General features: G+C 69.2%; 17 protein-coding genes and 1 tRNA gene. 15 read left to right on the top strand and 3 right to left on the bottom strand.

Annotated elements, in window-relative coordinates; translation table 11 throughout:
- Positions 1-107 precede the first annotated feature (107 nt).
- Positions 108-1283 carry an FAD-dependent oxidoreductase gene (locus E3T33_RS10880; RefSeq protein WP_092321215.1) on the top strand — a complete coding sequence of 392 codons (1176 nt, stop codon included), beginning with the start codon at positions 108-110 and terminating at the stop codon, positions 1281-1283.
- Between the two features lie 213 nt (positions 1284-1496).
- Here E3T33_RS10880 and E3T33_RS10885 read toward each other — a convergent pair whose 3' ends face one another.
- Complete coding sequence (locus E3T33_RS10885; protein WP_092321216.1) at positions 1497-2597, bottom strand: acyl-CoA desaturase; 1101 nt, start codon at positions 2595-2597, stop codon at positions 1497-1499.
- Between the two features lie 170 nt (positions 2598-2767).
- Positions 2768-4375: a phospholipid carrier-dependent glycosyltransferase gene (locus E3T33_RS10890; protein ID WP_241982917.1), complete on the bottom strand. Its 1608-nt coding sequence runs from the start codon at positions 4373-4375 to the stop codon at positions 2768-2770.
- Here E3T33_RS10890 and rsmI point away from each other — a divergent pair.
- From rsmI to E3T33_RS10945, 11 genes are all read left to right on the top strand, one after another.
- Entirely contained in the window at positions 4374-5237 is an 864-nt protein-coding gene (gene rsmI, locus E3T33_RS10895; protein ID WP_092321218.1) for a 16S rRNA (cytidine(1402)-2'-O)-methyltransferase, read from the top strand. The two genes, E3T33_RS10890 and rsmI, sit on opposite strands and share 2 nt — an antisense overlap.
- 91 nt (positions 5238-5328) lie before the next feature.
- On the top strand, positions 5329-6378 hold the full coding sequence (locus tag E3T33_RS10900) for an NADP-dependent oxidoreductase (protein WP_134575300.1): 1050 nt from the start codon (positions 5329-5331) through the stop codon (positions 6376-6378).
- A gap of 40 nt (positions 6379-6418) precedes the next feature.
- A complete protein-coding gene (metG, locus tag E3T33_RS10905) occupies positions 6419-7981 on the top strand; it encodes a methionine--tRNA ligase (RefSeq protein WP_092321219.1) in 1563 nt (520 codons plus the stop codon).
- Entirely contained in the window at positions 7974-8927 is a 954-nt protein-coding gene (locus tag E3T33_RS10910; protein ID WP_092321220.1) for a TatD family hydrolase, read from the top strand. The genes metG and E3T33_RS10910 overlap by 8 nt, the downstream gene beginning before the upstream one ends.
- A 254-nt stretch (positions 8928-9181) precedes the next feature.
- Positions 9182-9973: a 16S rRNA (adenine(1518)-N(6)/adenine(1519)-N(6))-dimethyltransferase RsmA gene (rsmA, locus tag E3T33_RS10915; RefSeq protein ID WP_198417123.1), complete on the top strand. Its 792-nt coding sequence runs from the start codon at positions 9182-9184 to the stop codon at positions 9971-9973.
- Between the two features lie 70 nt (positions 9974-10043).
- Positions 10044-10571 carry a hypothetical protein gene (locus E3T33_RS10920; RefSeq protein WP_134575302.1) on the top strand — a complete coding sequence of 176 codons (528 nt, stop codon included), beginning with the start codon at positions 10044-10046 and terminating at the stop codon, positions 10569-10571.
- A 9-nt stretch (positions 10572-10580) separates the two neighbouring features.
- Positions 10581-11516, top strand: a complete 936-nt coding sequence (locus E3T33_RS10925; RefSeq protein ID WP_092321223.1) for a 4-(cytidine 5'-diphospho)-2-C-methyl-D-erythritol kinase — start codon at positions 10581-10583, stop codon at positions 11514-11516.
- A gap of 110 nt (positions 11517-11626) precedes the next feature.
- Positions 11627-13432, top strand: a complete 1806-nt coding sequence (locus tag E3T33_RS10930) for an ABC-F family ATP-binding cassette domain-containing protein (RefSeq protein WP_092321224.1) — start codon at positions 11627-11629, stop codon at positions 13430-13432.
- Between the two features lie 166 nt (positions 13433-13598).
- Entirely contained in the window at positions 13599-14483 is an 885-nt protein-coding gene (locus E3T33_RS10935; RefSeq protein WP_134575303.1) for a MetQ/NlpA family ABC transporter substrate-binding protein, read from the top strand.
- Between the two features lie 44 nt (positions 14484-14527).
- Positions 14528-15559, top strand: a complete 1032-nt coding sequence (locus tag E3T33_RS10940) for a methionine ABC transporter ATP-binding protein (protein WP_134575304.1) — start codon at positions 14528-14530, stop codon at positions 15557-15559.
- Between the two features lie 2 nt (positions 15560-15561).
- Entirely contained in the window at positions 15562-16221 is a 660-nt protein-coding gene (locus tag E3T33_RS10945) for an ABC transporter permease subunit (protein WP_134575305.1), read from the top strand.
- 114 nt (positions 16222-16335) lie between these two features.
- On the opposite strand, the gene E3T33_RS10950 is transcribed toward E3T33_RS10945, so the two are convergent.
- Entirely contained in the window at positions 16336-16827 is a 492-nt protein-coding gene (locus E3T33_RS10950) for a MarR family transcriptional regulator (RefSeq protein ID WP_092321228.1), read from the bottom strand.
- An 81-nt stretch (positions 16828-16908) separates the two neighbouring features.
- Here E3T33_RS10950 and E3T33_RS10955 point away from each other — a divergent pair.
- The 3 genes from E3T33_RS10955 to E3T33_RS10965 all read left to right on the top strand — a co-directional run bounded on the left by E3T33_RS10955 (position 16909) and on the right by E3T33_RS10965 (position 19435).
- Positions 16909-16980 (top strand) — tRNA-Gln (locus E3T33_RS10955).
- Positions 16981-17032: 52 nt separating this feature from the next.
- Positions 17033-18457, top strand: a complete 1425-nt coding sequence (gene glmU / locus E3T33_RS10960; protein WP_092321229.1) for a bifunctional UDP-N-acetylglucosamine diphosphorylase/glucosamine-1-phosphate N-acetyltransferase GlmU — start codon at positions 17033-17035, stop codon at positions 18455-18457.
- A complete protein-coding gene (locus E3T33_RS10965; RefSeq protein WP_092321230.1) occupies positions 18458-19435 on the top strand; it encodes a ribose-phosphate diphosphokinase in 978 nt (325 codons plus the stop codon).
- Positions 19436-19531 lie beyond the last annotated feature (96 nt).

A 19531-nucleotide genomic window follows, 5' to 3' on the forward strand; every position in this document is an offset into this window, starting at 1 on the left:
ACGCGCGAAGCGGCGCAGCTCCCGCGCGAGGCGGCGCGCGGCTCCCGCGCGGCTCCGGGCAGGGTGCGCGCAGTGCCCCGCGGCCCGTCATGCGGCAGGATGTTCCCATGGCGCACGAAGTGGAAACGGTCGTGATCGGCGGCGGGGCGATGGGCTCGGCGACCGCCTGGCAGCTCGCCCGCCGGGGACGCTCGGTGTTGCTGCTGGAGCGCTTCGAGCCGGGGCACGCCAACGGGGCCTCACACGGCGCGTCCCGCAATTTCAACACGGCCTACGCCGAACCGACCTATGTCGCGATGCTCGCCGAGGCCCTGCCGCTCTGGCGCGGCCTCGAGTCCGAGACCGGGTCCCGGCTGCTCGAGCAGGTCGGCATCGTGAACCACGGCCCCAACCCGAGCTTCGATGCCGTCGCCGACGCGCTGCACGCGGTCGGGCTCGGGGCCGAGTTCCTGGCGCCGGAGGCCGCGGGGGAACGCTGGCCGGGCATCCGTTTCGACGGGCGGGTGCTGCACACCCCCGATGCCGGCCGGTTGAACGCGGATGCCGCAGTGGCCGCCCTGCAGGCCGCCGCCGTCGCCGCGGGCGCCGAGATCCGTCACGGCACCCGCGCCCTGCGCCTCGAGGTGCTCGGCGACGACCATGTGCGCGTCACCACCGAGACCGGCGTCGTCGATGCCCGCCGGGCCGTCGTCACGGTCGGCGCCTGGACCACCGGACTACTCGCCGGCGTGCTGCCCGTGCCGCGCCTCGTCGTCACGCAGGAGCAGCCCGCGCATTTCGCGCTGCGCGACACCGCGCCGGATGCCGCAGAGCGTGCAGCCGTGAACTGGCCGGGCTTCAACCACGCGTTCGACCCCGCCGACCCGCGCTACGACCACTGGTATTCGCCGGTCTACGGCATGTACACGCCGGGCCAGGGAGTCAAGGCCGGCTGGCACGGCGTCGGCCCGGTCACCGATCCGGATGCCCGCAGCTTCACCCCCGAACCGGTGCAGCTGGCCGCGCTGCAGCGGTATGTGCGCGACTGGCTGCCCGGCGCCGACCCCGACGCGCTCGAGCCGGTCAGCTGCACGTACACGACCACCGCCGACGAGGACTTCGTGCTCGACCGGGTCGGGCCGGTCGTCGTCGGCGCCGGCTTCAGCGGGCACGGCTTCAAGTTCACCCCGTCGGTCGGGCGGATCCTCGCCGACATCGCCACGGGCGCAGGCCCCGCCCCGGCCCGATTCGCGCTGTCCCGGCTGCCGAACCCCGGCGCCGGTGGCTGGCTCACCCACCGCTGACACGGCCCGCCCACGCGCGGGATGACAACGGCTTCCACGTTGAGTTGCGGACAAAGCACCTTCAATTCGCGAATAAAGGTACTTTCTCCGCATCTCAGCCACACTGCTCGATGGATGTGGGCGTGGGCGTGGGCGTGCCAACGAGAAAGGCCGCCTCCCCGGAGGGAAACGGCCTGACTCGCTCGGGCACCGGGTACGGCGCCGGATGCCGTTCTAGCGGTGGTGGAACCGGGCGACCATCGGGCAGTCGAACGGGTCGCGTGCCGCCAGGCCGACCTTGTTGAGGTAGCGAATGACGATGCCGTAGGACTCGAGGATCGACGTCTCCGTGTAGAGGATGTTGTGCGATTCGCAGTATTCCTTGGTGATTTCCTGCGCCTTGCGGAGGTGCGGCCTGGCCATGTTCGGGAACAGGTGGTGCTCGACCTGGTAGTTGAGCCCGCCCATGAACGTGTCCATGACGGTGCCGCCGCGGATGTTGCGCGAGGTGAGCACCTGGCGACGCAGGAAGTCGACCTTGCTGTCGTGCGGCAGCATCGGCATGCCCTTGTGGTTGGGCGCGAACGAGGCGCCCATGTACACGCCGAACACGGCCAGCTGCACGCCGATGAAGGCGAACGCCATGCCGAGCGGCAGGAAGTAGAAGATCACGGCGACGTAGGCCACGATGCGGGTGGTGAGCATCGAGATCTCGAGCCAGCGCTTGTCGACCTTCTTGCGGCCGAAGACCGTCTTGAAGCCGTGGATGTGCAGGTTGATGCCCTCGAGCATCAGCAGCGGGAAGAACGCGTAACCCTGCTTGCGGGTGAGGAACGAGGTGATCCAGTTGACCTTCGCGGCGTCTTCCTCGCGGAAGACGATCACGTCCGGATCGATGTCCGGGTCCTTGCCGATCACGTTGGGCTGCGCGTGGTGGCGGCTGTGCTTGTTCATCCACCAGGCGTAGCTGATGCCGACGAAGAGGTTCGCGAGGATGCGGCCGGCGCGGTCATTCGCGGGGCCGGATTCGAACACCTGGCGGTGCGAGGCCTCATGGGCCAGGAACGCGAACTGGGTGAGGATGATGCCGAGCACGCCGGCGATGATCAGCTGGAACCAACTGTCGCCGAGCAGGACGAAACCGGTGATGGCTCCGCCGAGCGCGACCATGAGGATCGAGAAGACCAGCCAGTAGAAACCGGTGGCCCGCTTCAGCAGCCCGAGGTTGCGCACGGTGTGCAGCAGCGACGAATACTCGGTGGTGGGGTTCTTCGAATCGCCACCCCGGCGGGTCTTGAGGATGCGCACCGTAGGTGCGGCAATTGCTTCCGACATAGGGCCTTTGTTTGTTTCTTGACTTCCCAGCCGCGGATTGAGCAATTACTCGCAGAACAGATACCGATCATTCTACGCGAGCCACCCCCCGAAACCGGGGGAACTCACACTGGATTCCCAGTCGCTATATGCCCGAGGCGGCATATGTCCCCGTGGAACAGGGGGCAGGATCAGCGCCAGCTCGGGAGCCAGATATGCAGCTGCCAGAACAGGAACGGGGTCTGCATTCCGGTCCAGAGCGGGTAGAAAAAGGCGCTCACCAGCGCCGCCATGGCGAGGAAGATCACCACGACCCGGATGCCCGCCAACCGTCGCCGTGCGGCCCGCTCCTCGTCCGCCACCGGCGCCCCGTCCGAACCGCGCGGCTCGCCCAGCAGCAGCCCGATCACGAAGGTCAGCCCGAGGATCAGGTACGGCTCGAACGCGATCGTGTAGAACTGGAAAACCGTGCGGTTCAGGTACATCAGCCAGGGCAGGTACCCGGCGGCCAGGCCGGTCAGGATGAGGCCGACCCGCCACTGCCGGTACCGGGCCAGCCGGTAGACCAGGTAGAACGCGGCAAGGGTCGCCGCCCACCAGATGATCGGATTGCCGATTCCCGTGATCGCCTCGGCGCAGCTGGTGAACCCGCAGCCGTTCTCGCCGACGGACGACGAACGGAAGTACATGCTCGTCGGCCGGATCATGAACAGCCAGGTGAGCGGGTTCGCCTGGTAGGGATGGGGCGTTTCGACATTCACGTGGTAGCCGTACGCGGCCACCTGGTAATGCCAGAAGCTCTGCAGGGGGAGCGGCACCCACGAGAACGCGCCCGTCCACGCCGCCCCCGCGGTTTCCGCCCAGTCCCGGTAGTAGCCGCCCCGGGTGACGAACCAGCCGGTCCAGGATGCGAGGAACGTGGCGGCCGCGACCGGGACCAGCAGCAGGAAATTCGCCGGGGCCTGCTTGAGCAGGGCCGCGCTCAGCCAGAACGGCACCCCGGCCGGGCGGCGGGCGAGGGCGTCGACGACCACGACGTAGACGCCGAATGCGGCGAGGAAGTAGAAGCCCGACCACTTGACCGAGCTGGTCAGGCCGAACGCGAGGCCGGCGGCGAGCAGCCACGGCCGCCACCACAGCGTCGGGCCCCACGCCGGTTCGACGCCGGCGTCCCGGCGCCGGGCCAGCGAGGCTGCCAGCCGGGCCGCGTGCCAGTCCCGGTCGAGCAACACCGCGCCGAAGCCGAGCAGCGCGAAGAACATCACCGAGTTGTCCAGCAGTGCGACCCGCGACATCACGATCGCGTGCCCGTCGATGGCGAGGAGGAACCCGGCGATCAGCATCAGCACGGTGGAGCCGAAGAGCCGGCGGGCGATCAGCATCAGCACGGCGACCGCGAGCACGCCGATCAGGGCGGTCACGATGCGCCAGCCCCAGCTGCTGTCGGCGCCCCAGAAGGCCATGCCGAGGGCGATCAGCCATTTGCCCAGCGGCGGATGCACGACGAAGGACGGATCCGAGAGGAAGATGTTCGCCTGCCCGGCGGCGAAGAGGGCGTCGGCCTTGTCCGGCCAGGTCGACTCGTAGCCGTTGTTGAACAGCGTCCAGGCATCCTTCACGTAGAAGGTCTCGTCGAAGACGAGCTCGCGAGGGTGTCCCAGGTTCCAGAGTCGCAGGATAGCCGCCAGAACGAGGACGGCGAGGGGCCCGGCCCAGCGGAACCAGCGGCTAGTAGCGAGCACCTGACCATCGTAGTGATCGGCCGCACGGGTGACCGGAGGCTGAGAGAATGGGACCATGATCATCCTCGCCGCCACGCCCATCGGAAACCTCGGGGACGTGACCACGCGCCTGGTCGAGGCCCTCAGTACCACGACGGTCATCGCGTCGGAGGACACCCGGGTCACCGTGCACCTGCTCAAGGCGCTCGGCATCGAGAACCGGCCGAAGCTGATCAGCCTGCACGACCACAACGAGCGCGGCAAGGCGGCCGAACTCGTCGAGCTCGCCCGGGACACCGACATCCTCGTGCTCAGCGACGCGGGGATGCCCACCGTGTCCGATCCCGGCTTCCACCTGGTGGATGCCGCGGCCCAGGCCGGCGTCACCGTCACGGCCCTGCCCGGTCCCTCCGCCGTGCTCACCGCCCTGGCCGTCTCCGGCCTGCCCACCGACCGGTTCACCTTCGAGGGGTTCCTGCCTCGCAAACACGGCGAACGCGTCGGAGCCCTGCGCGAACTCGCCGCCGAGCGGCGTACCATGGTGTTCTTCGAGTCGGCGAAGCGGCTGGCCGCGTCGCTGACCGACCTCCAGGCCACGCTCGGCGCCGATCGCCGCGTCGTCGTCTGCCGCGAGCTCACCAAGTTCTTCGAAGAGGTCAAGCGGGGAACCGCCGCCGAGCTCGCCGAGTGGGCGGCGGCGGGCGTCAAGGGCGAAATCTGCATCGTCGTCGCGGGCGCCCCGGCCCGGGTCCTCGACCTGGAGACCGGCGTGGCCGAGGTCCACGCCCTGGTCGCGGCCGGCGCCCGGCTCAAGGATGCCGCCGCCGACGTGTCCGCGGCATCCGGCCTGGGCAAGCGCGACCTGTACGAGGCGGCGCTCACCCGGAAGACCCCCGCGCCCTCCCGCAACGCGGAATACCCGACCCTCCCCAACCGTTAACACTGCTAAGAAACAGCTAATGGGGTGAGGGTCAGTGGCGCACGAACACAGTGATAGTGATGCCGGGGAAGACGTTGCCGAGGCCCGATCCGTGAGATTTTCCCGCTACGGCGGACCGGAGGTTCTGGACGTTGTCCGGACCGACGTCCCCGTGCCGGGTGCCGGCGAAGTGGTGGTCGGGGTTGTAGCAGCGGGGCTCAATCCCGTGGAGACCAGCATTCGGGAAGGCCGCTTGCAGACGAAGTGGCCCGCTAGGTTTCCTGCGGGGCAGGGAAGCGACTTCGCCGGCCTGATCGCCGGCGTCGGCCCTCACCCCGAAGTCGCACAGGACCGGGCCGGAGCAGGCCCGCGCTGGCGGGTCGGCGATGCCGTGCTCGGGCACACCGTCCGCGGGGCACAGGCCAGTTTTGTCCGGGTGCCCGTGGCCGCCATCATCCCCAAGCCCGAACGGCTCTCCTGGGAGGTGGCCGGCAGCCTGTACACAGCGGCGGTCACCGCCTGGCACGCCGTGCAGGCGGCGAACCCGCAGCCGGGCTCCACCGTGCTCGTGCACGCCGCTGCCGGGGGCGTGGGCGGGATCGCCGCCCAACTCGCGAAGCTCCGCGGCGCGACCGTGATCGGCACGGCCAGCCCGGAAAGCTTCGACCATCTCCGGCAGCTGGGCGTCATCCCGGTGCAGTACGGCCCGGGCCTCGAGGAGCGACTGGCCCGGATCGCGCCGGACGGTGTCGACGCCGAGCTCGACCACCGCGGCTACGACGCGATCGCTACCGTCGACTCGGCCAACGAGGACGACATGGCCGTGCTGGCGAAAGTCGCCGACCTGGTCGCGGACCGGCAGGTCGTCGTCCCGGTGGCCGCGATCTACCCCTTCGACGAGGTGCAGGATGCCTACCGCGAACTGGAGGTCGGCCATGCCCACGGCAAGATCGTGCTCAGCCTGCACCCGGTGGGCTACCCGCACCAGAAGGTTCACAGCATCGATGTGAGGGAGAGCGAGGCGACCAGGGACCGCCCCGACCGGGAGCCGGCGCCGCCGGCCCACGAGGTGCTCCCGCCGGTCTTCGGGCACCCGCATCACCAGGGCCATCCCCCGGATCGCTCCGTCCCGACGGACCCCGATCGGGATCTCGCGGAGTAACACGCCCGGCGGCATCCGCTGCTCCCCGTAGAATGTCAGCATGTCCGACGGCTCTTCCTTTTACATCACCACGCCCATTTTCTACGTGAATGATGTCCCACACATCGGACACGCGTACACGGAAGTGGCCGCCGATGTGCTCGCGCGCTGGCACCGCCAGTCCGGTGACGACACCTGGCTGCTCACCGGCACCGACGAGCACGGGCAGAAAATCCTGCGCACCGCAACGGCTAACGGCGTCACGCCCAAGGCCTGGGCGGACCGCCTCGTGGAAACAGCCTGGAAGCCGTTGCTGAAGACCGTGGACATCGCCAACGACGATTTCATCCGCACCACGGACGTGCGCCACGAGGTGAACGCGCAGAAGTTCCTGCAGCACCTCTTCGACGCCGGACACATCTATACCGGCGAGTACGAGGGCTACTACTGCGTCGGCTGCGAGGAGTACAAGCAGCCCAGCGACCTGGTCGACGGCACCGGCGAGTTCGCCGGTCAGCCGGTGTGCGCCATCCACTCGAAGCCGGTCGAACTGCTGCACGAGAAGAACTACTTCTTCCGGATGAGCACCTTCACCCAGCCGCTGCTCGACCTGTACGAGAGCAACCCGAACTTCGTGCAGCCCGAATCCGCGCGCAACGAGGTCATCTCCTTCGTCAAGCAGGGCCTCTCCGACCTGTCGATCTCCCGTTCCAGCTTCGACTGGGGCATCAAGGTGCCGTGGGACGAGAGCCACGTCGTCTACGTCTGGTTCGACGCGCTGCTGAACTACATCACCGCCGTCGGCTACGGCCAGGACGACGAGGAGTTCGCCCGCCGCTGGCCAGCCACGCACGTCGTGGGCAAGGACATCCTCCGCTTCCACGCCGTCATCTGGCCGGCCATGCTGCTCGCCGCCGGACTCCCCGTGCCCACCCAGGTCTTCGGCCACGGCTGGCTGCTCGTGGGCGGCGAGAAGATGAGCAAGTCCAAGCTCACCGGCATCGCGCCGAGCCAGATCACCGAAACCTTCGGCTCGGACGCGTTCCGCTACTACTTCATGCGCGCCATCAGCTTCGGACAGGACGGCTCCTTCTCCTGGGAGGACCTCTCCGCCCGGTACCAGTCGGAACTGGCCAACGGATTCGGCAACCTCGCCTCCCGGGTGATCGCCATGGTCGTGCGCTACTGCGACGGAGAGATCCCCACGGCCGGCGAGTTCAGCCAGGCCGACGAGCTGATCCGCGGCACCGAGCGGCGGGCGACGGCCGCCGCGATGGGGGCCATCGACCGGCTCGCCATCCACGAGGCCATCGCCGCGGTCTGGGAACTCGTCGACGAGCTCAACGGATACATCACCAGCCAGGAACCGTGGGCCCTCGCCAAGGACCCCGCCCAGCGGGACCGGCTCGACGCCGTGCTCTTCACCGCCGTTCGAGGCCTCGGCACCCTGGCCGTGCTGCTCTCGCCGGTCGTGCCGCAGGCCACCGCGAAGCTCTGGACCGCCCTCGGCGGCGACGGCGAGGTCGCGGACCAGCGCATCGACCAGGCCTGGGAGTGGACCGGCGGCACCCACGTGTCTGCGCTCGAGGCACTCTTCCCGCGCATCGAGGCCACGGTTGGCTAACGCCGATCCGGCCGCCCATGTGCGCCGGCGCGAGCAGACGAAGGGGCGCGACCTGAGCTACCCGCCGCTGCCCGAGCCGCTCGTCGTGGGCGTCTACGACAACCACACCCACCTCGAAATCGCCGACGGCGAGAACTCGATCGACTTCAGGGAACACCTCGACCGGGCTTCCAGCGTCGGCGTGCGCGGCGTCATCCAGGTCGGCGGCGACCTGGAAACCTCGCGCTGGTCGGCCGAGACGGCGCTGCACGAACCGCGGATGCTCGCCGCCGTCGCCATCCACCCGAACGAGACCCCCGCCTACGATGCCGCCGGCACGCTCGACGACGCGATCGCCGAAATCGACGAACTGGCATCCCGCCCCCGCGTCGTGGCGGTCGGCGAGACCGGGCTGGACTTCTTCCGCACCGGCCCCGAGGGCCGTGCGGCGCAATACCGCTCGTTCGAGGCCCACATCGAAATCGCGAAGCGGCACAACCTGGCGCTGCAGATCCACGACCGCGACGCCCACGCCGAGGTCATCGCGACCCTGCTGCGGGTCGGCGCCCCCGAACGCACCGTCTTCCACTGCTTCTCCGGCGACGCCGAGATGGCACGCATCTGCACCGAGAACGGCTGGTACATGTCCTTCGCCGGCACGGTCACCTTCAAGAGCGCGGGCGACCTGCGCGAGGCGCTCGCGGTCGCGCCCCGCCAGCTCCTGCTCGCCGAGACGGATGCCCCGTTCCTCACCCCCGAACCCTTCCGAGGCCGCCCGAACGCCCCCTACCTGCTGCCGCACACGCTGCGCGCGATGGCCGCCCACCTCGAAACCGATGTCTCCCTGCTCGCCGCCCAAATCGCCTCCAACACCGAACTGGTCTACGGACGCTGGGATGCCGAACCGGTGACCGCGCCGCATGACCTCCCGCGCGGCGACGCCGGCCCCGTCGGCGGACTCGCATGAGCGAGCCCCGGCACGGCTTGCCGGCCGGAGACGAGCCGGAAACCCGTCCGGAACCCGGGCGGGAGGGCGGCCACGGGCGCCACGTCGCCCAGCCGGAGCCCGCGTCCGCTGAGCCCGCGTCCGCTGAGCCCGCGTCCGCTGAGCCCGCGTCCGCTGAGCCCGCGTCTGCTGAGTCCGAGACCACGCAGCCCGCGCCCGCCGGTCCGCCGGCCCGGACGCTGCTCGGCCCGTCCGAGATCCGCGACCTCGCCGAGATGCTCGGCGTGAACCCGACCAAGAAGCTCGGCCAGAACTTCGTCATCGACGGCAACACCGTGCGCCGGATCGTCAAGGTCGCCGGTATCACAGCCGACGACACCGTCGTCGAGGTCGGCCCGGGGCTGGGCTCGCTCACCCTCGGGCTGCTCGAAACCGGCGCCCGCGTGGTCGCCGTCGAGATCGACGCCCGACTGGCCGAGCAGCTTCCCCTCACGGTCGAACTGATGCAGCCGGGCTCGCCGCTCACGGTCATCCGGGACGACGCGATGCGCATCCTGGCCATCCCCGGCGAACCGACCCGGCTCGTCGCGAACCTGCCCTACAACGTCTCCGTGCCCGTGCTGCTGCACCTGCTCGAGCACTTCCCGTCCATCCGGGCCGGCCTGGTCATGGTGCAGGCCGAGGTCGGCGAACGCCTCGCCGCCCCGCCCGGGTCCAAGGTCTACGGCAGCCCCAGCGTCAAGGCCGCCTGGTACGGCGCGTTCCGCACCGCCGGCAAGGTGAGCCGCCAGGTGTTCTGGCCGGTCCCGAACGTGGACTCGATCCTCGTCGCGTTCGAACGCCGGGACGAACCGCTGGAGTCCGAAAAGCTGCGCCTGGCCACCTTCGCCCTCGTCGACGCCGCGTTCCAGCAGCGGCGCAAGATGCTGCGCCAGTCCCTCTCCGTCCGGTTCGGCGACTCGGCGACGGCCTCGCAGCGGATCACCGCGGCCGGCATCGACCCGACCGCGCGCGGCGAGCAGCTGACCGTGAACGACTTCCTCGCGATCGCCCGCGCGACGCCCTAGTCTGGGGCCATGTCCGACAGCCCCGACCGCCCCGACAGCCCCGACCGCCGGCAGCGTCGCGGCCTCCGGGATGAGCGACGAGGCGATGGCGGCCGCCACCGGCAAGGCCGGGGCCGACTGGTTCGAACTGCTCGACGCGGCCGGGGCCGCCGAGTGGACGCATCCGCAGATCGCCCGCTGGCTGCACGACGAGCAGGGCGTTCCCGGCTGGTGGAGCCAGGCGGTGACCGTCGGCTTCGAACAGGCGCGGGGCCGGCGGGCGCCCGGGCAGCGCGCCGACGGCACCTTCGAGGTGAGCGCGTCGAGGACGTTCCCGCTCGAGCAGGAGGCCGCCCTCGACGCCGTCATCGGTGCGGTGAGCGCGAGCCTCGGCCGGCCGGCGAGCGAGAGCCGCGCCGCGCGCTACCAGACCGCCCGGTGGGCGCTGCCGCAGAACGTGTCCCTGCTGGCCACGGCCAATCCCACGAACGCGGGCCGGACATCCGTTTCCCTGACTCACCAGCGACTCGCGGATGCCGCGGCGCTCGCCCCGGCGAAGGCGACGATGCAGCAGTGGCTGGCCACCGCCTCGTCGGGAGCCGCGCGCGGGCTGGGCTAGGTTAGGAGCATGAGCATCGCGGGGGCATCCCAGGTCGTGCACGCGAGAGCGCCGGGCAAGATCAATGTCTTCCTCAAGGTCGGCAAGGTCATGGAAGACGGATACCACGACGTCGCCACCGCCTACCAGTCGGTCTCGCTCTATGAAGACGTACGCGCCTATCCTGCCGACGACTTCTCGGTCGAATTCAACGGACCGATCGACACCTCGGGCCTTGCCACCGACGGCACCAACCTGGCGATCAAGGCGGCCCGCCTGCTCGCTCGCAAGACAGGTTTCCGCGGGGGAGTGCGCCTGGAGATCGAGAAGCACGTCCCGATCGCCGGCGGCATGGGCGGCGGATCGGCAGACGCCGCCGCAACCCTCCTCGCCTGCGACGCGCTCTGGGGCACCGAGCTGACGAAAGAGGAGCTGCTCGCCCTCGCCGCCAAGCTCGGGGCCGATGTTCCCTTCGCGTTCACCGGCGGCACCGCCATCGGCACCGGCCGCGGCGACCAGCTCAGCCCGGCCCTGGCCAAGGGGCACTTCCAGTGGGTGCTCGCCCTCGCCGAATTCGGCATGTCGACACCCGGCGTCTACAGCGAACTCGACCGCCACCGGGACCGCCACGCGCAGGACATCTTTCCCGCCGAACACCAGCCCACCGTCGATGCGAACGTGCTTCAGGCGCTGCGGGCCGGCGACCCGCGGATGCTCGCCGAGTCCCTCCACAGCGACCTGCAGGCGCCCGCCCTGCACCTCGCGCCCGGCCTCGGCAAGGTCCTCGAGCTCGGCGAGGCGAACGGCGCCCTCGCCGGGATCATCTCCGGCTCCGGCCCGACCGTCGCCTTCCTCGTCGCAGATTCCGACAGCGCGCTCGAACTCCAGGTGGCGCTGAGCGCCTCCCGCCTGAACGTCGTGCGGGCAACCGGCCCCGTGCACGGCGCCCGCCTCGTCCACGACTGACTCCCCGCGAAACCGCAATTGTGCGCGTTATTCGCGGGTTTTAGCGCGCACAACTGCGGTTTCGCGGGAGGGAGAAGCTCTCAGGCAGGGCCGGTAAGATTGAATCACTTATGGCACATTTGCTCGGGGCTGAAGCCCTGCACCTCGAATTCCCCACCCGCGTCATCTTTGACAGCGTCACCGCCGGCCTCAACGAAGGCGACCGGATCGGCGTCGTCGGCCGCAACGGCGACGGCAAGTCAACGCTGCTCAACCTGCTCGCCGGACGGATGGAACCCGACTCCGGACGCGTGACGCGTCGGCGCGGGGTGACCATCGGCATCCTCGACCAGGCCGACGAGCTGGCCTCCGGCCAGACCGTGGGCCACACCATCGTCGGCGGCATCGAAGAGCACGTCTGGGCCGGCGACTCCAAGGTGCGCGACGTCATCGGCGGCCTCGTGCGGGACATCCCCTGGGAAGCGCTCGTCGACGACCTCTCCGGTGGCCAGCGCCGCCGGGTGGCCCTCGCCGCCGTGCTCATCGGCGACCACGACGTGATCTTCCTCGACGAGCCCACCAACCACCTCGACGTGGAGGGCATCTCCTGGCTCGCCGGGCACCTGAAGAACCGCTGGGCGACGAACTCGGGCGGCCTCGTGGTCGTCACTCACGACCGGTGGTTCCTCGACGAGGTCTGCAACCAGACCTGGGAGGTGCACGACCGCATCATCGAGCCGTTCGAGGGGGGCTACGCCGCGTACATCCTGCAGCGCGTCGAACGCGACCGGATGAGCGCCGCGTCCGAATCCAAACGCCAGAACCTGATGAAGAAGGAACTCGCCTGGCTGCGCCGCGGAGCCCCGGCCCGCACCGCCAAGCCCAAGTTCCGCATCGACGCGGCCAACGTGCTGATCGAAAACGAGCCGCCGCCCCGCGACACGGTCTCGATGCAGTCGATGGCCATGCAGCGCCTCGGCAAGGATGTCGTCGACCTGCTCGACGTCACCGTCAAGTTCGAGAACAAGACCGTGCTCAACGACATCACCTGGCGCATCGCTCCGGGCGAGCGCACCGGCATCATGGGCGTCAACGGCGCCGGCAAGTCCACGCTGCTGAACCTCGTCGCCGGCACCCTGCTGCCCACCAGCGGCACGGTCAAGCGCGGCAAGACCATCAAGGTCGCCGTGCTCACCCAGCAGCTGTTCGAGCTCGACGACATCCAGAACGACCGGGTGAGCGAGGTCATCGGCCGCCAGAAGACGTCGTACATCGCCGGCGGCAAGGAGATCACCCCCGGGCAGATGCTCGAGCGGATGGGCTTCATGAGCGCCCAGCTGACCACGAAGGTCAAGGACCTCTCCGGCGGCCAGAAGCGCCGCCTGCAGCTGCTGCTGATCGTGCTCGACGAACCGAATGTGCTCATCCTCGACGAGCCCACAAACGACCTCGACACCGACATGCTCGCCGCGATGGAAGACCTGCTCGACTCCTTCCCCGGCACCCTGCTCGTCGTCTCGCACGACCGGTACCTGATCGAGCGCGTCACCGACAACCAGTACGCCGTGACGGATGGCGCCTTCCGCCACCTGCCCGGCGGCGTCGACCAGTACCTGGAGCTGCGCAAGAAGCAGATCTCCGGCGCGTCCGGCGGTTCCGTCGGTTCGCCGACCGAGGCATCCGGCCCCGGGCAGAAGGGCAAGCTCGCCGTCGGCGGCGCCGAACTCCGCAACGCGCAGAAGGAACTCGCCTCGACCGGCCGGAAGGTCGTCAAGACCCAGGACCGGATCGTCTCGCTGCACGAATCGCTGGCCGCACACGACCAGTCGGATTACACCGGCCTCGGCGCACTGTCGGCCGAGCTGTCGCAGCTGGAAGACACCGTGGTCGGCCTGGAAACGCGCTGGCTCGAACTTTCGGAGCTCGTCGGGAGCTGATTTCGCACGTCCTGTGACGGCGTGTGTCGTGGGCGACCACGCCAAGCAGGATCCTTCGTTAGCGTAGAAGAGTGCCCAGCGACGTCGCGGCACAGCCCCCCACCGTTTTGCCTCGTGGTTTCGCTGTGCCCGCATTCGCCGGGCTCCTGCACACTCAGCGAAGGGGATACATAACGTGAAGAAGACATTGCTGGCCGCCCTGGCGGTCGTACCACTGGTCGCACTGCTCGCCGGCTGCGCCGGTGGAGCCGGTGCTGGGGATGACGTCGTCACCATCGGCGTCGTCGGTGCGAGCGACCCGTACTGGGCCGACTACACCGAGGCCGCCGCGGCCGAGGGCATCGAGGTCGACATCGTCGACTTCGCCGACTACGCGCAGCCGAACCCGGCACTGGCCGCCGGCGAGATCGACCTGAACCAGTTCCAGCACATCGTCTACCTCGCCGAATACAACGTAGCGAGCAAGCAGGACCTCGCCCCGATCGGCGCCACCGCGATCTACCCGCTCGGCCTGTACTCGACCAAGCACGACGACCTCGCCGACATCCGCAAGGGTGACACCGTCGCCGTCCCGAACGACGCCAGCAACCTCGCCCGCGCCCTGCTCGTGCTGCAGTCGGCGAAGCTGATCACGCTCAGCGACGGCGGCAGCATCTTCTCCACCCTCGACGACATCGACGAGTCGAAGTCGAAGGTCACCGTGAAGGCGCTCGAGGCCTCGCTCACCGCGACCTCGCTGCCGGATGTCGCGGCCGCCGTGATCAACAACGACTTCGTCGCCAAGGCCGGCCTGTCCCTCGACGACGCGCTCGCCCAGGACGACCCGGCCGACCCGAACGCGCTGCCGTACGTGAACGTGTTCGCGGCCCGCGCCGAGGACAAGGACAACGCCACCTACCAGAAGCTCGTCGAGATCTACCAGACGAGCAAGAAGGTCACGGATGGCGTGCTCGAGGTCTCCGGCGGGTCCGGAGTGCTGGTCACGACGCCGGTCGCCGACCTGGAGTCCTCGCTCGCCAAGGTCGAGAAGGACACGGCCGCGCAGAAGTAGCGCCGCCGCCGTCCCGTCCCCCACAGAACACCCGAGGAGCCCCCATGGCCGTTGTCGAGCTGCGCGATGTCAGCAAGATCTATCCGGCGACGGTCAAGGGCGGCGCCCCCGTGGTCGCCATCGACAACGTCAGCCTCGAGGTCGAAGCGGGGGACGTCTACGGCATCATCGGCTACTCCGGGGCCGGCAAGAGCACCCTCGTGCGGCTGGTGAATGCGCTCGAACGCTCCACCGCGGGGCAGATCCTGGTCAACGGCCGGGACATCGCCGGGCTGCCCGAGCGTGAGCTGCGCCCGGTGCGCCTGGACATCGGCATGATCTTCCAGCAGTTCAACCTGCTCGGCTCCCGCACCGTCGCCCGCAACGTGGCCTACCCGCTCGAGGTGGCCGGCCACTCGAAGGAGTCGCGCACCGCCCGCGTCGCCGAGATGCTCGACTTCGTCGGCCTCGCCGACAAGGCGGGCGCCTACCCCGACCAGCTTTCCGGCGGCCAGAAGCAGCGGGTCGGGATCGCCAGGGCGCTGGCCACCCAGCCGAGCATCCTGCTGGCCGACGAGGCAACGAGCGCGCTCGACCCGGAGACGACCCAGGAGGTGCTCGCGCTCCTCAAACGCGTCAACCGGGAATTCGGGGTGACGATCATCGTGATCACCCACGAAATGGATGTCATCCAGACCCTCGCGACGAAGGTCGCGGTGATGGACCGGGGGAGTGTGATCGAACGCGGTGACGTGTTCGACGTGTTCTCGAACCCGCAGCAGGCGGCATCCGCATCGTTCGTCTCCACCGTGGTCAAGGGGGTCCCGTCGGCGGCCGAGCTCGAGGTGCTGCGCGCCCGGCACGCCGGACGGATCGTGACGCTGGCCTTCCGCGACAGCTCGGTCGACCAGGCACAGGTGTTCGGCGAACTCGCCGGTGCCGGGGTGGCCTTCGAAGTGATCTACGGCGGCATCAACGAGATTCAGGGCCGGCCGTTCGGGCACCTCACGCTCTCCCTGACCGCTCCGGATGACGCGGCGATCGACGCGGCGCTCGGCCGCATCCGCTCGCTCACGACCGTGACGGAGGCGCGCTGACCATGGACTCACTCATCGACCTGCTGCCCGAGCTGTGGACGGCCGCGGCCGAGACCCTGTACATCGTCGGCCTCACCCTCTTCTTCGGCGGCCTCGGCGGGCTCCTGGTCGGCCTCGGGCTCTACCTGACCCGCGCCGGGAGCATCCTCGAAAACCGTTCGGTGTTCGTCGTGCTCAACCTGCTCGTGAACATCTTCCGGCCGATCCCGTTCATCATCTTCCTCGCCGCCGCGCAGCCGCTGGCCCGGGCCGTGGTGGGCACGGGCATCGGCAACGCCGCGATCATCTTCACCATCTCGCTCGCGGCATCCTTCGCGATGGGCCGCATCGTCGAGCAGAACCTGCTTACCGTGACGCCGGGCGTGATCGAGGCGGCGCGGAGCGTGGGCGCCGGACCGATCCGGATCATCTTCACGGTGCTTCTCCCGGAGGCGCTCGGCCCGCTCATCCTCGGCTACACCTTCATCTTCGTGGCGCTCGTGGACATGTCGGCGGTCGCCGGATACGTCGGCGGCGGCGGCCTCGGCAACTTCGCGCTGCTCTACGGCTACCGGCAGTTCAACCCGGTCGTCACCTGGGCGGCCGTGCTGCTGATCATCGTGCTCGTGCAGCTCGTGCAGTTTCTCGGCAACTCCCTGGCCCGCAAGGCTCTCCGCCGCTAATCCCGCCGCCCCCCTCCGCCGAACTGTGAGTTTGGCACCTTCCCGGGCCCCACGAAGGTGCCAAACTCACGGTTCGGCGAGGGTCTCGACGGGGTCGGCCGCCGGGAGGGCGCCTCAGTCGAAGTCGAGGCTGAGCTTGCGCAGCAGCCCGGCGAGGCGTTCCTGGTCGCCGGGGGAGAGCGTGTCGAGCAGTTCCGCCTCGGCGTCGACGAGGCGGGTGATCGCGGCATCCACCCGGATGAGCCCGGCCGGCGTCATCCCGACGAGCACGCCGCGGCCGTCGTTCGGGTCGGTGCGCCGGGTGACCAGGCCGCGGTCGACGAGCCGGTCGATCCGGTTCGTCATCGTTCCGCTGGAGACGAGCGTCTGCTGCAACAGCGACTTCGGGCTGAGCACGTAGGGCTCCCCGGCACGGCGGAGGGCCGAGAGCACGTCGAATTCCCACGACTCGAGCTCGGAGCGGGAGAACGCCGTGCGGCGGGCGCGGTCCAGGTGCTTGGAGAGCCGGGCGACCCGGGAGAGCACCTGGAGGGGCGCGAAATCGAGGTCGGGCCGTTCGCGCAGCCAGGCGTCCACGATCCGGTCGACTTCGTCATTCGCAGGCATCCCTCCATTATCCGGCCGCGGCGCCGGGCGACGCGCACATCTGGCAGACTTGACTGCGATGCCCGGCGCCGGTCGGTGCATTCCGCCGTGGTGTAATGGCAGCACGACAGCCTTTGGAGCTGTTAGGTCCAGGTTCGAGTCCTGGCGGCGGAGCGGTTCGATCCACTGATCGAAGACCGTTCTCGAGACGACCAAGGGGCAACACATGACCGATAATCGACTCGCCGTAATCGTCCTGGCCGCGGGCCAGGGCGCGCGAATGAAATCCAGCCTGCCGAAACTCCTGCACCCGCTTGCCGGGATGCCCGTGATCAGCCACGTGCTGGCCACGGCGAAGGCCCTGGGCGCCGCGCACCTCGTCACCGTCGTGCGCCACGAACGCGACCGCCTCGTCCAGGTCATCACCGAAGAGCTGCCCGAGAGCCTCGTCGTCGACCAGGACGACATCCCCGGCACCGGCCGAGCGGTCGAACAGGCCGTCGAGGTTCTCCCCGCCGATTTCGAGGGTGACGTGCTCGTCATCAACGGCGACGTGCCGCTGCTCGACGCCGACACGCTGGCCGCCTTCATCGGCGCGCACCGCGCGAGCGCCGCCGCCGCCACCGTGCTTTCGGCGGTCCCGGATGACGCCACCGGCTACGGCCGGATCATCCGCTCCGAACGTGGCGACTTCGACCGCATCGTCGAGCAGAAGGACGCCAGCGCCGAGGAACTCGCCGTCGACGAGATCAACGCGGGCGTCTACCTGTTCGGCCTGGCCGCTCTCCGCGAGCAGCTCGCGCTGCTCACCACCGAGAATGTGCAGGGCGAGAAGTACCTCACCGACGTGATCGGCCTGCTCCGGGGCGCCGGCTCCGACGTGAGCGCCGTCGCCGTCGCCGAGGCCTGGCTCGTCGCCGGCATCAACGACCGCGCACAGCTGAGCGAGGCCGCGCTGAAGCTCAACGCGCTGATCGTGCGGGGCTGGCAGCTCGCCGGCGTGACCGTGCAGGACCCCGCCACCACCTGGATCGACATGAAGGCCACGCTGGCACCGGATGTCACGATCCTGCCCGGCACGCAGATCGAGGGCGAGACCTCCGTCGCGACCGGCGCCGTGGTCGGGCCGGACACCACCCTCCGCGACTGCGAAGTGGGCGAGAACGCGGTGGTGAAGCGCACCGACGCGACCCAGGCGGTCATCGGCGCCGGGGCATCCGTCGGCCCCTTCTCCTACCTGCGACCGGGAACCGTGCTCGGCGCGGACGGCAAGATCGGCGCGTACGTCGAGACGAAGAACGCGACCATCGGCGCGGGCAGCAAGGTGCCCCACCTCAGCTACGTCGGCGACGCCACGGTCGGCGTCGGCTCGAACATCGGAGCCGGCACGATCTTCGCCAACTACGACGGCGTGAACAAGCACCGCTCCGAAATCGGGTCGCACGTGCGGACCGGGTCGCACAACGTGTTCGTCGCGCCGATTAGGATTGGTGACGGAGCGTACACGGGGGCCGGAACTGTCGTCCGCAAGGACGTTGCGGCCGGGTCCCTGGCCATCAGCGTGGCTCCGCAGCGCAACATGGACGGCTGGGTTCAGGCCAACCGTCCGGGAACCGACGCGGCGCAGGCCGCGGAAACGAGCGGAGACTAAGTGCCCGGAATCACAGCCAAAGGCGAGAAGAAACTGGTCCTGGTTTCGGGGCGCGCGCACCCTCAACTCGCGCTTGACATCGCCAAAGAGCTGGGTTCGGAGCTCGTGCACACGGATGCGCGCACCTTCGCCAACGGTGAGATCTACGCGCGGTTCGACGAGAGCGTTCGCGGAAGCGACGCGTTCGTCATCCAGTCGCACACCGCGCCGATCAACGAATGGCTGATGGAACAGCTGATCATGGTCGACGCGCTCAAGCGGGCCTCGGCCAAGCGGATCACCGTGGTCGCGCCGTTCTACCCTTACTCGCGCCAGGACAAGAAGGGTCGCGGCCGCGAGCCGATCTCGGCCCGCCTCGTCGCCGACCTGTTCAAGGTCGCCGGCGCCGACCGGATCATGTCGGTCGACCTGCACGCCGCGCAGATCCAGGGCTTCTTCGACGGCCCGGTCGACCACCTGTTCGCCATGCCGGTGCTGCTCGAACACTTCCGTGAGAAGCTCGACCCGTCCACGCTCACCGTCGTCTCGCCCGACATGGGCCGCGTGCGCGTGGCCGACATCTGGAGCGACAAGCTCGGTGCGCCGCTGGCCATCATTCACAAGCGCCGCGACCCGCTGGTGCCCAACCGCGTGTCCGTGCACGAAATCGTCGGCCAGGTCGAGGGGCGCGTCTGCCTGATCGTCGACGACATGATCGACACCGGACGCACCATCGCGCAGGCCGCCGAGGCGCTGCGGGAAGCCGGAGCGATCGGCGTTGTCGTCGCCGCCACGCACGCGGTGTTCAGCCACCCGGCCATCGAGATGCTGCAGAACTCGGCGATCTCCGCGGTCGTCGTCACCGACACCCTGCCGGTTCCGGAAGACAAGCGCTTCCCGACGCTGACGGTGCTGCCGATCGCACCGCTGCTGGCGCGCGCCATCCACGAGGTCTTCGACGAAGGCTCCGTCACCTCGCTCTTCGAGGGCGCGGCCTAAACGCTCCCCGTCCTCCCGCCGAACTGTGAGTTCGGCACCTTCCCGAGCCCGACGAAGGTGCCAAACTCACAGTTCGGCGAAGATTCGGGGCGGGCT

This window comes from Cryobacterium sp. TMT1-2-1 (assembly GCF_004403955.1).
Lineage (GTDB): Bacteria > Actinomycetota > Actinomycetes > Actinomycetales > Microbacteriaceae > Cryobacterium > Cryobacterium psychrotolerans.

Excerpts from the sequence above, each read along its gene's own strand:
- E3T33_RS10950 (WP_092321228.1), bottom strand. The coding sequence starts at position 16,827 with ATGCCTGCGAATGACGAAGTCGACCGGATCGTGGACGCCTGGCTGCGC.
- glmU (WP_092321229.1), top strand. The coding sequence starts at position 17,033 with ATGACCGATAATCGACTCGCCGTAATCGTCCTGGCCGCGGGCCAGGGC.
- E3T33_RS10885 (WP_092321216.1), bottom strand. The coding sequence starts at position 2,597 with ATGTCGGAAGCAATTGCCGCACCTACGGTGCGCATCCTCAAGACCCGC.
- E3T33_RS10890 (WP_241982917.1), bottom strand. The coding sequence starts at position 4,375 with ATGGTCCCATTCTCTCAGCCTCCGGTCACCCGTGCGGCCGATCACTAC.
- E3T33_RS10925 (WP_092321223.1), top strand. The coding sequence starts at position 10,581 with ATGAGCATCGCGGGGGCATCCCAGGTCGTGCACGCGAGAGCGCCGGGC.
- E3T33_RS10940 (WP_134575304.1), top strand. The coding sequence starts at position 14,528 with ATGGCCGTTGTCGAGCTGCGCGATGTCAGCAAGATCTATCCGGCGACG.
- E3T33_RS10945 (WP_134575305.1), top strand. The coding sequence starts at position 15,562 with ATGGACTCACTCATCGACCTGCTGCCCGAGCTGTGGACGGCCGCGGCC.
- rsmA (WP_198417123.1), top strand. The coding sequence starts at position 9,182 with ATGCTCGGCGTGAACCCGACCAAGAAGCTCGGCCAGAACTTCGTCATC.
- E3T33_RS10880 (WP_092321215.1), top strand. The coding sequence starts at position 108 with ATGGCGCACGAAGTGGAAACGGTCGTGATCGGCGGCGGGGCGATGGGC.
- metG (WP_092321219.1), top strand. The coding sequence starts at position 6,419 with ATGTCCGACGGCTCTTCCTTTTACATCACCACGCCCATTTTCTACGTG.
- rsmI (WP_092321218.1), top strand. The coding sequence starts at position 4,374 with ATGATCATCCTCGCCGCCACGCCCATCGGAAACCTCGGGGACGTGACC.
- E3T33_RS10920 (WP_134575302.1), top strand. The coding sequence starts at position 10,044 with ATGAGCGACGAGGCGATGGCGGCCGCCACCGGCAAGGCCGGGGCCGAC.
- E3T33_RS10930 (WP_092321224.1), top strand. The coding sequence starts at position 11,627 with ATGGCACATTTGCTCGGGGCTGAAGCCCTGCACCTCGAATTCCCCACC.